The organism is Thioalkalivibrio sp. ALJ16 (assembly GCF_000377345.1).
In the GTDB taxonomy this organism is placed as follows: Bacteria; Pseudomonadota; Gammaproteobacteria; order Ectothiorhodospirales; family Ectothiorhodospiraceae; genus Thioalkalivibrio.
In genome coordinates, this window is the sequence record NZ_KB898039.1 from 235425 (window position 1) to 250320 (window position 14896).

The 14896-nt window shown below is 68.0% G+C and carries 17 protein-coding genes; 10 read left to right on the top strand and 7 right to left on the bottom strand.

Annotation, left to right across the window (positions count from 1 at the left end):
* Positions 1-16 precede the first annotated feature (16 nt).
* Positions 17-841 carry a proteasome-type protease gene (locus D000_RS0104740; RefSeq protein ID WP_018872392.1) on the bottom strand — a complete coding sequence of 275 codons (825 nt, stop codon included), beginning with the start codon at positions 839-841 and terminating at the stop codon, positions 17-19.
* A gap of 161 nt (positions 842-1002) precedes the next feature.
* Here D000_RS0104740 and D000_RS0104745 point away from each other — a divergent pair, with 161 nt between their 5' ends.
* Both D000_RS0104745 and D000_RS0104750 read left to right on the top strand, forming a co-directional pair.
* On the top strand, positions 1003-1599 hold the full coding sequence (locus D000_RS0104745) for a histidine phosphatase family protein (protein ID WP_018872393.1): 597 nt from the start codon (positions 1003-1005) through the stop codon (positions 1597-1599).
* A 69-nt stretch (positions 1600-1668) separates the two neighbouring features.
* The gene (locus D000_RS0104750; RefSeq protein ID WP_026279764.1) at positions 1669-2268 is read left to right on the top strand and encodes a histidine phosphatase family protein; all 600 of its coding nucleotides are present in this window, start codon (positions 1669-1671) and stop codon (positions 2266-2268) included.
* A gap of 87 nt (positions 2269-2355) precedes the next feature.
* On the opposite strand, the gene D000_RS0104755 is transcribed toward D000_RS0104750, so the two are convergent.
* Positions 2356-2805 (bottom strand): host attachment protein, encoded by a 450-nt coding sequence (locus D000_RS0104755; protein ID WP_018872395.1) that lies wholly within the window; start codon positions 2803-2805, stop codon positions 2356-2358.
* A gap of 242 nt (positions 2806-3047) precedes the next feature.
* On the opposite strand from D000_RS0104755, the gene D000_RS0104760 reads away from it, so the two are divergent.
* Positions 3048-3629: a GNAT family N-acetyltransferase gene (locus D000_RS0104760; protein ID WP_018872396.1), complete on the top strand. Its 582-nt coding sequence runs from the start codon at positions 3048-3050 to the stop codon at positions 3627-3629.
* 52 nt (positions 3630-3681) lie between these two features.
* Here D000_RS0104760 and D000_RS0104765 read toward each other — a convergent pair whose 3' ends face one another.
* The 3 genes from D000_RS0104765 to D000_RS0104775 form a co-directional block, all read right to left on the bottom strand.
* Positions 3682-4071, bottom strand: a complete 390-nt coding sequence (locus tag D000_RS0104765; RefSeq protein ID WP_018872397.1) for a YajD family HNH nuclease — start codon at positions 4069-4071, stop codon at positions 3682-3684.
* 88 nt (positions 4072-4159) lie between these two features.
* Positions 4160-5188 (bottom strand): alpha/beta fold hydrolase, encoded by a 1029-nt coding sequence (locus tag D000_RS0104770; protein ID WP_018872398.1) that lies wholly within the window; start codon positions 5186-5188, stop codon positions 4160-4162.
* Positions 5175-7205 (bottom strand): site-specific recombinase, encoded by a 2031-nt coding sequence (locus tag D000_RS0104775; protein WP_018872399.1) that lies wholly within the window; start codon positions 7203-7205, stop codon positions 5175-5177. Before D000_RS0104775 ends, D000_RS0104770 begins: the two co-directional genes overlap by 14 nt.
* A 265-nt stretch (positions 7206-7470) precedes the next feature.
* Here D000_RS0104775 and D000_RS0104780 point away from each other — a divergent pair, with 265 nt between their 5' ends.
* The 3 genes from D000_RS0104780 (at position 7471) to D000_RS0104790 (ending at position 10024) form a co-directional block, all read left to right on the top strand.
* Complete coding sequence (locus D000_RS0104780; RefSeq protein ID WP_018867821.1) at positions 7471-8085, top strand: BMC domain-containing protein; 615 nt, start codon at positions 7471-7473, stop codon at positions 8083-8085.
* A 1-nt stretch (position 8086) separates the two neighbouring features.
* A complete protein-coding gene (locus D000_RS0104785; RefSeq protein WP_018872400.1) occupies positions 8087-8659 on the top strand; it encodes an NUDIX hydrolase in 573 nt (190 codons plus the stop codon).
* A 90-nt stretch (positions 8660-8749) separates the two neighbouring features.
* Positions 8750-10024, top strand: coding sequence for a TlpA disulfide reductase family protein (locus D000_RS0104790; RefSeq protein ID WP_018872401.1), 1275 nt, complete (start codon positions 8750-8752; stop codon positions 10022-10024).
* 63 nt (positions 10025-10087) lie between these two features.
* Here D000_RS0104790 and D000_RS0104795 read toward each other — a convergent pair whose 3' ends face one another.
* Both D000_RS0104795 and D000_RS0104800 read right to left on the bottom strand, forming a co-directional pair.
* On the bottom strand, positions 10088-11410 hold the full coding sequence (locus tag D000_RS0104795) for a TlpA disulfide reductase family protein (RefSeq protein ID WP_018872402.1): 1323 nt from the start codon (positions 11408-11410) through the stop codon (positions 10088-10090).
* 126 nt (positions 11411-11536) lie between these two features.
* Positions 11537-11770, bottom strand: a complete 234-nt coding sequence (locus D000_RS0104800; protein WP_026279765.1) for a hypothetical protein — start codon at positions 11768-11770, stop codon at positions 11537-11539.
* A gap of 131 nt (positions 11771-11901) precedes the next feature.
* On the opposite strand from D000_RS0104800, the gene D000_RS0104805 reads away from it, so the two are divergent.
* From D000_RS0104805 to D000_RS0104820, 4 genes are all read left to right on the top strand, one after another.
* A complete protein-coding gene (locus tag D000_RS0104805) occupies positions 11902-12552 on the top strand; it encodes a TetR/AcrR family transcriptional regulator (protein WP_026279766.1) in 651 nt (216 codons plus the stop codon).
* The gene (locus D000_RS0104810; protein WP_018872405.1) at positions 12549-13037 is read left to right on the top strand and encodes a DsrE family protein; all 489 of its coding nucleotides are present in this window, start codon (positions 12549-12551) and stop codon (positions 13035-13037) included. Before D000_RS0104805 ends, D000_RS0104810 begins: the two co-directional genes overlap by 4 nt.
* Before the next feature lie 58 nt (positions 13038-13095).
* Positions 13096-13596: a DsrE family protein gene (locus tag D000_RS0104815; RefSeq protein ID WP_026279767.1), complete on the top strand. Its 501-nt coding sequence runs from the start codon at positions 13096-13098 to the stop codon at positions 13594-13596.
* A gap of 245 nt (positions 13597-13841) precedes the next feature.
* A complete protein-coding gene (locus D000_RS0104820; RefSeq protein ID WP_018872407.1) occupies positions 13842-14876 on the top strand; it encodes a GGDEF domain-containing protein in 1035 nt (344 codons plus the stop codon).
* The last annotated feature ends 20 nt before the right edge of the window (positions 14877-14896 follow it).

Here is a 14896-nt window from a genome sequence, read left to right on the forward strand (position 1 = left end):
CGCCTGGCAGCCCGGGTCAGCGGCGGGACTTGCCGTCTTTGCCGGAAGATGCGGTCGCGGCCTTGCCGGAGCCGCGGCTGACCCGCGTGCCGCGCTGCTTGCGGGTATGCGCGGATTCCCAGTCGAAGCGGGGCAGGTCGGTAAAGGCCTTCTTGATGTTGCTGTCCCAGGCCTGGGTCAGCGAGCGCAGGTAGCCGTCGTCCGCCTCCAGGCACAGGTAGTGGTCGAAGGTCAGGCTGCCGCGTTCGTAGACCATCACCTCGATCGGGGGGCCGACGGTGAGGTTGGAACGGATGGTCGAATCGATGGAGACCAGGGCGCAGCGCGCCGCATCCCCCAGCGGGGTGGTGTGGTCGATGATGCGATCCAGAATCGGCTTGCCGTACTTGCTCTCGCCAATCTGCAGAAAGCGGGTCTGCTGCGAGGTGGTGATGTAGTTGCCCTGCGGGTAGACCATGTAGATGGCCGGGGCGTCCTCGCCGATCTGGCCACCGATGATCAGTGTGGCCTCCGCCTTGATGCCCGAGCGCGACAGCGCCTCGGAGTGCTTCTCCGCCTCTTCGCGGTTGAGCCGGCCGATGTACTCGGCCGCGTCCGACATGCGCTCTACCGTCGCCAGGCTTTCCTCGGCGCCTTCCTCCATGTCGCGTTTGAGCTGGTGGACCACGGATTGCGTGGTGGCCAGGTTGCCGGCCGCGAGGACCACGAAGACCCGCTGACCCTCGATCTCGAAGGTGTGCATCTTGCTGTAGGTGCTGACCTGATCGACTCCGGCATTGGTGCGGGAGTCGGAGGCGAAGACGAGGCCGTCGTCCAGGTCGATGGCGACACAGTAGGTCATGGAGGCGCGGCGTTCCGGGCAAGGGCGAGTCGGCATACTAGGGCTGGCTACGGGGGGGCGTCAACGCGGGGCGCCGGCGGATGCCACCGTCAACGGGGCTGAACCCGGTCCGGTTCGGGATGGTCAGGAGGGTATTGCAAACCATATTTCGGGAGACCCTGATGCGCCATCGCTGGCTGGCTTTCGCGCTGCTGCTGTTCCTGCCCCTGTTCACGGCCACCGCCGATACCCTCGAGCCGGAGGCCCTGCTGGAGCGCATGCAGGATGGCGGCCTGGTGATCTACTGGCGCCATGCGGCCACTGACCGCAGCCAGCGGGATACGGACCTCTCCGACATGAGCCGCTGCGAGCGCCAGCGCAACCTGAATGACGACGGGCGCGAGCAGGCCCGTCAGGTGGGCACGGGCTTCGAACGACACGCCATTCCGGTCGAGCGCATCCTGAGTTCGCCGTTCTGCCGCAATACCGAAAGTGCCCGCATTGCGTTTGGCGAGGATCGCTACGAGATCCGCGAGGACCTGTTCAATGTGCCGCCGGTCCGCGACCGCGAGCGCCAGCAGGCGCTGGTGGCCGCGCTGCAGGACTATCTGGTTACCGCCCCCGAGGATGCCGCGCGCAACGTGGTGATCGTGGGCCACAACATCAACCTGCAGCGCGCGGCCCGGGTGCGCATCGACGAAGGCGAGATCGCGGTGTTCGTGCCCGGGGGCGATGTCCCCCGATTCCTGGGTGTGCTGACACCGGAGGACTTCGACTGACCCTGGGCGCCGCGCAACCCGGTTGCGGCGGCGCGACCACCACTACGGAACGCACGCGGGAGGCGCAGGATGCGAAACGCGATGAAGGCCGGACTCATGGGGCTCCTGCTGCTAATGACGGGCAGCGCCGGTGCCGAAAAACTGGATGCCCAGGCGCTGATCGAGCGCCTGCAGGCGGGCGGCCTGGTGGTGTTCTGGCGCCATGCCGCGACGGACCGCTCCCACGATGACTACGACCTGTCCGACATGGAGGACTGCGAAGGGCAGCGCAACCTCAGCACCCACGGCCGCGAACAGGCGCGCCTGGTGGGTGAGGGCTTCGAGCATCACGGCATTGCGGTGGAACAGGTCCTGACCAGCGAATTCTGTCGCAGCTGGGAGACCGGGCATTACGCCTTTGGCGAATACGCTGTGCGCTTCGAGCTCTACAACCTGCCGATCATCCGCGACGAGGAGCGTCGCGAGGAGCTGATCGAGGGCTTGGTCCGGTACCTGAATACGCCGCCCGAGAACCCGCAGCGCAATATCGTCGTGGTCGGCCATGACCTCAACCTGCGCCATGCCGCGGACGTGGAGATCGAGGAGGGCGAGATGGCCGTGTTCGCGCCGCACGCGGAAGGCCCGCGCCTGCTGGGCACGCTCAAGCCGAAGGACCTGGGCCGGCCCTGAAAGATGCCGTAGAGCCCGCCCCGGGGAACTCCCGGGATGGGCGAATGCCGGTGTGATCGCCGGACCCGGGCGGTCCGGCGGCATGGGCTAGTAGAGGAAGTCGGGCAGGTGCTTGCGCAGGGTGGTGGCGTCGGTGGACTTGGTGACGTTCTTGGCCACCTCCGCGGTCACGCTCTGCGCCACGGTCGGGTCCAGTACCTCGCGCAGGGCCCCGAGGAAGGTCGGCGCGGCGACGATGACCAGGCGCTTGAAGGTGCCTTCGTGATAGGCGCTCTTGAGGCGTTCGGCGACCTGGCGTGCAAAACGATTGCGCTCGTTGGCCGCGGGGTCGGTGCTTTCCTGCATGGCGTGGCGGGCATCCCCGGTGGCACTGGCCCAGCTGCGCCCGGGACGGTCGGAGACCAGATCCTGATTGTGGGCGCGGGATTCGCTGTGCGAGAGCGTCTCGCTCTCGTGCATCCCCTGACAGGCGCGGCCCTCGCAGGCAAAGATGCGGGCGCGCGCGGCATCGGCGACAACGATCCAGACAGTATCCATGCAGATCCTCCTGTGGCTATACGGTGGCGGCGGCATCGGACGACCCGGACAGGTATGTCGGTCGGCAGAGCCGCCTGCGGGCCGGCCCGGAAAGGACCGGCCCCATCTTCGAGTGTAGATCGTTTGCCTCCCAACACGGGGGCCTTGCCGCGGGGGATCGCGTGCGGGAACTCACGCTGCGAGGAGGTTACGCTGCAGACGGGCTGTATGTACTTAACGACCAACAGCGGAGGCGGGCGAGCATGCAATTCCTGACCGTGCGCGGGGCCGGGATCGAGCGTTATCTGGAGGCCGTGGCGCGCCTGCGCATCGCGGTATTCCGCGAATGGCCGTACCTGTACGCCGGCTCGTCGGAGTACGAACAGGACTACCTGCGGCATTACGCGAACTGCCCGGACAGCACTCTGGTGCTGGCACTGGAGGGCGAGCAGGTGGTGGGGGCCTCCACCGCGCTGCCGCTGGCGGCGGCCGAGCCCGAGCTCCAGGCCCCGTTCCGGGCCCGCGGGCTGGACACGGCGCGTTACTACTACCTTGCGGAGTCGGTGCTGCAACCGGCCTTTCGCGGGCAGGGTGCCGGTCACCGCTTTTTCGATGCCCGCGAGGCCGTGGCGCGCCAGCTGGGCTTCCAGCACGCGGCCTTCTGCGCGGTGATGCGTCCGCCGGATCACCCGCAACGGCCCGCAGATTATCGCCCGCTGGATGGCTTCTGGATGCGCCGCGGCTATGCCCGTGCGCAAGGGCTCGTATGCGAGTTTCCGTGGCCGGATATCGGCGAGGCACAGGAGACGCACAAACCCCTGCAGTTCTGGTGGCGTCGCCTCTGAACCGGAGGCGGCCGCCCGCGCCCAGGGCCACACGGATCTGATCAAGACCTCGCTAGGAGTTCGAGGGGTCGTCGTCGCCGGCGTCCCGGTCCCCCTTGAGCAGCCCGGCGAGGCCGGCGAAGGGGTTGTGCGTGGCTGAACGGCCACTGGCCTGGCCGCTGCCGGGGGTGGCGTCGGTGAAGCGCTGGTGTTCGTTGTCGTGGCAGTACAGGCACAGCAGTTCCCAGTTGCTGCCGTCCGCCGGGTTGTGGTCATGGTTGTGATCGCGGTGGTGCACCGTCAGCTCGCGCAGGTTGGCGCGCGTGAACTCGCGCCCGCAGCGCCCGCAGACCCAGGGGTACATCTTCAGGGCCTGTTCGCGATAGCCGCGTTCGCGCGCGGCCTGATCCTGGCGGCTGCGCGCGACCAGATCGTCGAGACGGCTGGATTTCGATTCACTCATGCGGCGGTCCTCCTGCGGCGTGCGGCTCACGGTACCGGCGTGGCCAGCCGAGGGCCAGCCCCGGCAACCACGGGCCCGGTGATTGGCTTCAGCGTTCCGCGAGCGTGGCGGCAAGTGCCGCCGGGCTGCGTTCATGCCCGGACGGGAGCGGGCCTTGCGGATGGCGCAGCCAGGCCACGATGTCATCGAAGGTGGTCTGGGCCCGGGTATAGCGGGTCAGCATGTGATAGCCCTCGGGATACAGCACGGCCCGGTGTCCCGGGTCGCCGCTGTCCGCCAGTGCCTCCAGCAGGCGCGCCAGTGGTCCCGGCGGGACGAGGTCATCCTGGCCGCCGTACAGGGTCAGGGTGGGCGCCGGCAGGTCGGGACCCGCCTCCAGTGCGTGGGTCATCAGGGTTGTCAGCCCGTCCAGGGCGTCAATGCGGGCGTCGCGCAGGACCAGCGGGTCCTCGCGCATCTGTCTCAGCACCTCGGGGTCGTCGGTGGGGTGGATCTCCAGATCCGCGACCATCTCGCCCCCCAGACGCCAGCCGGGTGCCAGGCGCGCCCCGAGCCAGAGACCGAAGCGCTGGTACCAGGGCATGTCGCCCCGGCTCCAGACGGCCGGTGCGATCAGGACCGTGCCGGCGACGGGCACCGGCGCGTCGTGCTCGCTGTGGGCGGCGGCCAGCAGTGCGACCCCGCCCCCCATGCTCTTGCCGATCAGAAAGGGTGTCTGCTCCGGGTAGCGGGCATCCAGCAGCCGCAGTACGGTGCGAGCGTCCTCGGCCATCAGCCGGTGGCCGGACCAGTAGCCGACATTGCGCGTGGCCCCGAAGCCGCGCTGGTCATAGGCATAGACTGCGATGTCGTGCGCCGCCAGTGCCTCGCCCAGGGCCTGCATGCTGCCGCCGTGGTCGTTGAACCCGTGCAGGGCGAGCACGACCCGCTCCGGGTTTTCCGGGCCCCAGCGGTGCAGGGGCAGGTGGTCGCCGTCGGCGGCCCGGATGGTGTCCGCGGTCAGCTCCGGTGCACCGCTGCTGTCGCCGGAGGGGCTGGGCATCGCCCCGGCACAGCCGGCAAGCGCCAGGACCAGGACCAGGCCGGCCGGGCGCAGCAGATGGCTAGTGCCGGTCATGGGGGTCGGAATCGGTATCGTCGGGGCCGTTTTCGGTCGCGGGTCGCGGCGGGAACAGGAATTCGCGCGGGCGTTCGCGCAGGTGGCGGCCATAGGCCCGGAGCACGCGGCCGAAGGCCCCGATGCGTACCCCGCGGGCGCGCAGGGCCACATACAGGGCAAGCCCGAAGCTGACCCACAGGTTGACCGCGCCGATCATCAGCACGAAGGCGAGGAACAGCCCGAATCCGGCCAGTCCGGGGGCCTCGCTGGCGGTCACGTAGCCGAGGTTGGCCGAGGCGAAGGCTACGTGCTGGATATCCAGCGGGAGATTCAGCAGATAGCCGACGTATCCGGTAACCCCCAGCAGCACGCCGAACAGGAAGTTGCCCATCAGCGCGCCGTAGTTGTACCCGATCCAGTCGGCGAGGCGATGACGCGCGGCAGTGGGCAGTATCCGCCGCAGCAGCGGGTGTTCGCGCAGGCGGCCGGGCAGGTCCAGATAGGCGCAGCGGTTGTCGAAGAAACCGGCGATCAGGCCGGATACGAACAGCCAGACCCCGGCGATCGCGGCAAACATCAGCGCCAGGCCCATGATCGGGCGTAGGCCGTCCAGCAGGTAGTCGACCTCGCCGCCGGACAGGACGCTGGCCCCGAACAGGCTTGTCGTCGCCAGCCCGATCAGGATGGCGGTGGGCAGGGCCACCCCGACATTGCCGAGCACCGCGGCGAACTGCGAGCGGCCTACCCGCATCAGCAGGTCCGCCATCTTGCGCGGGTCGGCGGTGCCGCGTTCGCTCTCCTCGATGGCGGCGGCCAGGCGGGCCGCGGTCATCGCCGGCTGCTTGGTGGCGACAGTGAAGTGCAGGATGTGGATCAGCACGAAACCGAGGCCGTAGTTCAGGCTGACCCAGAGGGTGTTCCAGCCCTCGGACAGGCCCAGTCCCTCGATCTGGATCTTGATCAGCGCCATCACCGCGATGATCAGCCCGGCGCCGGCCCCGGAGCGCAGCATCTGGAGGTACTCGCTGCGCGACTGGGTGATGTAGTGCTCGCCGGTGTCGCTGACATGCTGGGTGATGCTGCGCGAGACCAGCTTGATGTTGTCCTGCCACAGCGCGCGTACGCCGTGGCTGCGGGCGCTGGCCGTGACCAGTTCGCGGAACACGCCGACGGCGGCGCCCCGGGGCGACTCGCCGCTTTCGGGTTCCAGCAGGTCCAGCAGCTTGTGGATGCGGGCCAGAGTCTGGTTCAGGCGCTCCAGCAGGTGAGTCAGCGACAGGCTGCTGCCGTGCGTGATCGCGCGCCGGCGCAGGCGTTCGATCTGTTCGCTGCACTGCTCCAGCAGTACGCGGGCATGGCGGTCATCCATGCGTGTGTGTTCCGGCTCCTCCAGTGCGCGTCGGTAGTCGCGCACGTACGCCGAGATCTCGCGCTCCTGGGCGACAAAGGCCGAGTTGCGTTCGGCGATGGTCGGGTCCAGCCGCAGCAGTTCCGGCTCCAGCTCTTCCGCGGCGATCCAGATCGACAGCATCTCCAGCGCGTACAGGGCCTCCGCGCGGGCGCGATGCAGTACCCCGGGGTGTTCGTCGGAGAGACAGCCCAGCGCCTGCAGCAGCCGCGACCAGGCGTCGTCCGGCAGATGGGCCACCCAGATCGCGTCGCGCGGGTCGTGAAACACGTGGTAGAGGATGTCCTTCAGGTCCTCGCGGTCCATCGGACGCGGGTTGATACGTTCGTACAGCAGCTCCGCCGCTTCACGGAAAAAGCCCTTGCGCGAAAACAGGCCGATCCCGGTGTACAGCGTCAGGTGGCGCGCGTCTTCCAGTCCGTGCTCCAGGCGCTGGCGCAGGCGGTCGCGCAGGTCGGGCTGTTCGTCCAGGGCCAGGACCAGGGCCTCGATGCGGGCAATGACGGGGGCCACGTTGCGCGCATCATCCGGGCGTAGCCAGTCAACGATCCAGCGCAGGGTGTCGGCCAGATCGAGTTCGGCGCCGGCCACGCGGGCGAGCAGTTGGGGCGCGTCCTGCTTGGGCATGGGCTCCCTCGGGGGTGGTGGGTGTCGTGCCGGCATTATAAGGTGGCGTTCGGCCGTTGTGCCCTGTGTCGCGGGGCCCGTCTTGCGAGCGCAACGTTGAGCTTGGGGCGCTCAGCGTTCACAATACGCCCCTCAATTCTTCCGTGTATGCGCGCGGGGCCTGCGATCCGATCGCGGCCGGGCCGGGCGTGCGCGGCTCCCCGCGCGGGTTCGGGCCACGCCGTGCGGGGCGTCAGGGGTACAGACCCCGGCCCAGAGCGAATCGATGATCCAGCTGCGAACCTACGTCTACATGGATTCCCTCCAGCCGCAGCTGGCGGAATACATGGCTACGGTCTCCCAGGGCTTTCTGCCCGTACCGGGGGACTCCTGCCTGTGGGTGGAGGTTTCGCCGGGGATGGCGGTGCATCGTCTGACCGATGTGGCACTGAAGGCGACCAACGTGCACCTCGCGCAGCAGGTCGTGGAGCGCGAGTTCGGCTCCATGGTGATCCACCACCGCGACCAGAGCGAGGTGCAGGAGGCCGGCCGCGTGCTGCTGTCGCGCCTCGGCGCCAGCCAGGAGGATCGCCAGCCCTGTCGCATCCCGTGGCAGGAGACCATCCGCGGGATGACCCCGGACCACACCGTGCTGATCAACCGCCAGAACCGCCGCGGGAACATGATCCTGCCGGATCAGAGCATGTTCATCCTCGAGGCGGAACCGGCCGGCTACATCATCTATGCCGCGAACCAGGCGCTGAAGGCGGCCAATGTGTCGCTGATCGACGTGCGCGCGGTGGGCGCCTTTGGGCGTCTGACCCTCGCCGGCCGCGAGGGCGACGTGGACGAGGCCGCGCGCGCGGCGATCCACGCGCTGCACAACCCCGCCGGGACCTGAGATGCATCGCGCGCAGCTGCTGGACCTGCTGGCCCGTCACCAGACGACCTTCATCGAGGAGGCCGGCTTCGTCCGCCGTGCGCTGGATTTCGTCAGTGACCACCCGGACTGCTTCAATTGCGACCTGACCCCGGCCCACGTGACTGGTTCGGCCTGGGTGGTCAGCCCGGATCGCGAGCAGGCATTGCTGCTGCTGCATGGCAAGCACTATCGCTGGTTCCAGCCGGGCGGGCACGCCGATGGTCAGGCCGACATCCTGCAGGTGGCCCTGCGCGAAACGCACGAGGAGACCGGGCTAGCCCCGGAACATATCCGCCTGGTCGAGGAGGATGTGTTCGACCTGGATATCCACACGATTCCGGCCAGCCCGAGCTTTCCGATGCACGAACACATCGACGTACGCTTCCTGCTGGAGATCGACGACCGCCTGCCGGTGCCCGGCAGCCACGAGTCGCACGAGATCCTGTGGGTCCCCCTGCAGCATGTCTCCCGCTACAACAACAGCCGTTCCCTCTGGCGCATGGTGGAGAAGACCCGGCGCCTGCGCACCGTCCGCCACATCCATCCGCGCTGAGTGTTTCCGGCGCGGGGTCGCGCGGCGTTCCGGTCGGCGCCAGCTGGCGCTATAGTCGAGCCGATCCCCTGCCCGAACAGGCCTGAGACGATGAGTGTGCTGCGGAGACTGTGTCTGCTGTTGCTGGTCCTTGTCCTGCTCGTGCCTGTATCCGGAGCGGCCGCCGCGGAAACCCGTAGCGTCACGGTCACCGATGCCGCCGGCGTCGATCTCGAAGTCACCGTCTACCCGTCCAGTGGCGATCGCCTCTATCTGTGGCTGCTCCCGCAGCGTGGCGCGCACGCCAATCATGCGCATTTCGGGCGCGAACTGGCGGCCATGGGGATCGAGGTGTGGCAGGTCGACCTGCTGGACGCCCACTTCCTGCCCCGCAGCAACGAGAGCATGCGCAGCCTGGACGGCGTCAGCGTCGCGGCCCTGCTGCGCGCGGCCCATGAACAGACCGGCAAGGAGGTGATGCTGGTCGCCTCGGGCCGGCCCGCGGTCACGGCCCTGCGCGGCATGCGCCAGTGGCAGGCGGATGGCCCCGATACGCCTTACGTGCTCGGGGCGGCGCTGGCGTTCCCCAACCTGATGATCGACACGCCGGTGGCGGGTGCGCCCGCCGAGTTCGTGGAGGTGTTGCAGGCGACCAGCCTGCCGGTGTTCCTGCTCCAGCCATCCCAGGGCGTGTATCGCTGGCACCTGGACGCGATCCTGTCCGATCTGCGCCATGGCGGCAGTGCGGTGTTCGTGCAGATGGTTCCGGGGGTGCGCGATTTCTACTACCTGCGCCGCGAGGAACCCGACCCGGAAGAGGCGGCCGCGACCGCGCGCCTGCCCGCACAGCTGCTGCAGGCGGGGCGGCTGCTCGCCAGCGTGCCGCGTCCGTTGGCGGCCGCGCCCATGCCCGAGACCACGGCGGGTGTCGAGGCCGGGCGGGGCCTGGTCGAACGCGATCAGCATCCGCCGGTTGCCGACTTCACGCTCACCGATCACCGCGGTGACGAGCAGTCGCTGGCGGACTATGCCGGGCAGGTGGTGCTGCTGAATTTCTGGGCCACCTGGTGCCCGCCCTGCGTGCACGAGATCCCGTCGATGAACCGCATGGCCGAGACCCTGGGCGACGGCTTTGCCATCGTGTCGGTCAATTACCAGGAGAGCGCGGAGCACATTGCCGCCTTCATGGACGATGTGCAGGTGGATTTCCCGGTACTGATGGACTTCGACGGCCGCGTGGCCGCCGACTGGCGCGTGTTTGCCTTCCCCAGCTCGTTCATCCTCGGCCGCGACGGCCGTGTGCGCTATTCCGTCAACAGCGCCATCGAGTGGGACGACCCCGACGTCATCCGCCGCGTTCGGGCCCTGATGGACGAGCCCGAGTAGTGGCCTGAGTAGTGGCCCGCCTGGCGGGTGCCGGGTCAGACATGTGCGTTTGTCAGCACTGCGCTATTCGACATTTTCCTCGGGGGCCTCGTCGAGGAGTTCGCGCATCTGCGCGATCACGCCGGGTTCGGTCCATTCGATGGCGCCGAACAGGTAATAGCGCACCTGACCCTGGCGATCGATCACGTAGCTGGTGGGGTAGGCCATCGCGCGCCAGTCGCTCAGCGATGCCTGCTCCGGGTCGAGCAGGATGGTGAAATCCGTCTGCACCTCGTCCTCGATGAAGCGGCGGATGGTGTCCTCGTCCTCGCCCAGATTCACCGCCAGTATGCGGAAGCCCTCGTCGCGCAGTTCGTCCTCCAGTAGCTGCATGGAGGGCATCTCGTGTACGCAGGGCGGGCACCAGCTGGCCCAGAAGTTGATCAGCACGACCTCGCCGCGATAGTCCTCCAGACGATGGGTATCGCCCTGCAGATCGGGGCGTTCCAGCGGCGGGGCCGGCACCGGCTCGTCCAGGGTGCTCAGCTGCGCGTCGCTGCCGCTGGGGGTGCGTACGGTCAGGTCCGTGTCCTCGGCGGCGGCCGCGGCGACCCGCTGGCGGGGCAGGCGCGACAGCATGTCGATGCCGAACAGGATCTCGCGGTGGAAGGTCTCGCGGGCCAGGTACTCGCGCTCGGTCGCGTCCGGGCGGAAAAAGAAGCGGTCGCGAACATCGGGGAGTACCCGGGCCCCCACCGCGCTGCCGCCCTCGGACAGCCCCGCCCGTATCCGCCCGAGCTGCTGGTGCTGGGGCGACTGCGCGGGCTGCAGGATGTACACCGGCAGGTTGGTCAGTCCGACGATGGGCTGCAGCTCGGTCGTTTCGGTGTCCACGCCGGTGTGCAGGAACGGGCTGGCCATCAGCAGGCCGGCCAGGTGCTCCGCCTCCGGGTGGGCCTGCTGCCACTGGTAGAGCCCGGTCAGCAGCCAGGGCAAGGCGCGGTCGTGGCCGAAGGCGAAGACGGCGTGGCCGGTATCGGCATGCGCCGCCTCGATCAGGTCCACCACGGTGGCGGTGGGCATGTCGTCGAAGCTCGATGCCGCCTCCGGCAGGAAATGTCCGGTAAAGGGATCGACCAGCCAGACCTCGACCCCGGTCGCCTGCAGGGCCAGGGCCTGCTCCCGATGCCCGTCGCGCAGTCCGTGTTCGGACGGGAACCACAGCAGCACGACATCGCCATCCGCGCGGTAGCGTTCCACCGGGATCTCGGCCCCGCCGGCCTCGATCGCAACTGCGGCATCGGCCGCCCCGGTGGGGCGGTCATCGTTTTCCTGGGCCTGGGGTGCAAGCGGGAGCCACAGCAGGGCGGTCAGGAGCAGCGGCAGGACAGGCAGACGATTGGGCATGGCAGCGTGGGCATCTGGATTCGAGGGTAGACGCGCTAGAGACCCGAATTGCTCCACGAAGGTTCGGCGCGCCGCCAGTCCCGGTGGCCCGCGATGCCCTTCCGCGCGCTCGGTTGCTGGGGGCGCCTACAGTCCGATCAGTTCGGCATGCAGGCCGGAGGCCGTGACTGTATCCAGCAGCCGGCGGCTGTTGATCCGTGCGGGATCGTATTCCACCACCATCAGATGCGGCCGTTCGTCGTGGCTGGAGGCGGCCATTACGCCGGGGAGTTCGCGCAGGGTGTCCTGGATGCGTTCGCGGGCCGCGTGATCGGTGTCTTCGTCGATGTGGATGGTGACATCCGCCATGTGAGTGCTCATCGCGGGGACCTCCGAAGCTGTGGGCCTTACCTGAATATAGACCCCGTGGGGCAAGACTCGCACCGGTCGCGGAGTGGCGTGGTGTCCAGTCCCGGGCTATATTAGAACGAACGTTCGGTTTGGTGTTCGAGATGACAGAAAACCCGAAGCAGGCAGTATGCGGCGCCGCGCTGCGCAAGCTGGTGCTGGATACCGCGCTCGAGCTTTTCAGCCGTGATGGCTATTTCAATACCTCGATCCACGACATCCGCCGTCAGGCCGGGGTCTCCATCGGTTCGATCTATCACCACTTCGGCAACAAGGAGGCGCTGGCCAAGGCGCTTTACGACGACCTGCTGCAACGCATGGATGCCGGGCTGCGCGAGGTGATGGAACGGGAGCCGGGTTGTCGCGCGCGCTGCGACGGCATCATCGCCTTCCTGTTCCGGGCGGCGCAGGACGACCCCCGCACCATGCGTTTCGTGCTCGAGGCGCGCCACCGCGAATTCCTGCCGCACGAACCGCCAGTGTGCTCCTCGCAGCCCTTCATGCGCATGCGTGAGTGCATCGAGCAGGGCATTGCCACCGGCGAGCTGCGCCCGATCGAGGTGCCGGTCGCCGCCACCGCGGCCTTCGGCGGGACCATCCGGCTGTTGCAGCTGCATCTGGACGGGGTCCTGGAAGCACCCCTGTCGCGCTATCTGGCGTCGATGCAGGAGGCCGCCTGGCGCGCGATCGCGAACGACTCGCCCAACGCCACGAACAACACCACGAACAACACCACCCAGGAGCCTGAACAATGAAAATGCTGGCCGCTGTCTCCCTGTTACTCGCGCTGTCCCTCGCCGCGCTGTCCGCGCACGCCGAGCCCAGCGATGCCCGTGCGCTTGAGGGTGTCGATCAGGGTCGGGTCGTGTTCGACCTGAACAACAACGATCCCGAGCTGCTGGCGCTGTACCTGATGGTGATCCGCGAGACCCACGAGGACCTGACCGCGCAGGGCGTGGAGCCGGACATGATCCTCGCCTTCCGCGGCCGGGCCGTGACCATGGTCAGCGAGGATCGCGAGCGCTTCGAACTGACCGAGTTCGATCATCTGGACGCGATCGAGGAGCACGTGGCCGCGCTGAAGGACAAGGGCGTGCGTATGGAATCCTGCGCCGTGGCCACGCGCCTGTTCGGCGTCGACCACGGCGAGCTGCTGCCCGGTATCGAGCCGGTGCGCAACACCTTTGTCTCCCTGACCGGCTACCAGGCTCAGGGCTACGCGGTGATCCCGATCTATTAAGCGAAGTGCCGATCACCCAGGCGATCACCCGAGCGATCACCCAGGGAGGAAAGCCCCCATGCGAAACCGAATGCTGATCCTGTTGCTCGCCCTGCTGCTGCCGCTTGGCCCTGCATCCACGGCGATCGCCGAAGGCCTGGACAACCGCGAGGCCACCCAGGGCATCGAGACCATGCGCGCCGTCTACGACATGCGCAAGTCCGACCCCAACGTGATGCTGGCCTACCTGCGCGGCATTGCCACCAACCACGAGAACCTGGTGAAGGAGGGTGTGGAGCCGGACCTGCGCATGGTCTTCATCGCCGAGGCAGTCAAGTTCATCACCACCGACCCCGAGCCCGAGATCGCGATGGACCACGGCGACACGCTGGAGGCGATCGCGGAGGCCGTTGAGCGCCTGGACGAGCTGGGCGTGCGCATGGAGGTCTGTGCCGCCGCGACCCGTGCCTACGGCGTCGACAACGACAAGGTACTGGATGCGATCCGGCCGGTGCGCAGTGGCTTCATCGCCGTAATGGGCTACCAGAACCAGGGCTACGCGCTGGTCCCGGTTTACTAGGACGCCCCCAGGCACCACCGCGTCCGCCTCGCGCGGGTGCCTCGCCGCTGCCGGGAAGCAGCGGCCCCTTTCCGCGCAGCCGGGTTCGCATTCCCCGGTTCGACCTTGACCCCGGGCCGGTGGCGCACGCCCGCGCGGCCGTGACTTCGGGCCGGGGGGCAGGCATCATCAGCATATTCTTCCGCTTGCATGTCGTGGCGATCACCGGGTGCGAGCGGCCGTTACCGATGCCCCGGAATCCCCCCATGAACCGCAGTCGAGATCTGCTGGACGGGCTGGCCCACCTGACGGGTATCCGCAATGCACAGCGCCTGGAACAAAGCCTGCTCAAGACGCTGGCGGGCATCTATGCGTCCGCCCGTGTCTGGTCCATCCAGCTGACGGCCGAGGGCCGTCCGCGCAGGCTGCATACCTTCGACCGGACGCGGGACGCGGTGGTCGCCATGGCGTTTGATCACAAGGCCCCGCCGGTCCCCGCCGCACTGCTGGAACAGGCGCTGGATAGCGGCCAGTCGGTGGCGGAGGCGGTCGAGTCGGGACAGCGGGTCACCCTGTTCCCGGTATGCGGCCTGAAGGACTTCAGTATCTGCCTGGCGTTTGCGCTGGATGCCGACGCCGAGCCTCTGGATGCCGTGCTGGTCTCCAGCTTCCTGTCGGTATATCGCAATTTCGTCCAGCTGATCGACGATGCCCAGACCGACGAGCTGACCGGCCTGCTCAACCGCAAGACCTTCGACGAGAACTTCCAGGAGCTGGCCACCCTCGAGCGCGGGCTGGACCACGCCTACTGCGCCGATGACCGCCGCACGGAGCCGGACCCCGACGCAACTCAGGTGTGGCTGGCCGTGATCGATGTCGACGACTTCAAGAAGATCAACGACAGCTTCGGCCATGTCTACGGCGACGAGGTCCTGATCCTGCTGGCCCGCCTGCTGCGCCAGGGCTTTCGCGACAGCGACCTGATCTATCGCTTTGGCGGCGAGGAATTCGTGGTGCTGGCGGAGGTGGCCGGGGCCGAGCAGGCGGTCGCCACCTTCGAGCGCCTGCAGCAGACCGTGGCCAGCCAGGACCTGCCGCGGGTCGGGACCGTCACCACCAGCATCGGGGTGACCCGCGTGCGTCCCTACCAGACCGCAAGTGCGGCGCTGGATCAGGCCGATCAGGCGCTGTACTACGCCAAGGCCAATGGCAAGAATCAGGTCTGCCTGTACGACCAGCTGCTCGCCGAAGGGGCGATCCAGCCCAGCGCGATCCAGACCGGCGAGATCGAACTGTTCTGACCGCGTGCCATCCCGGGCCC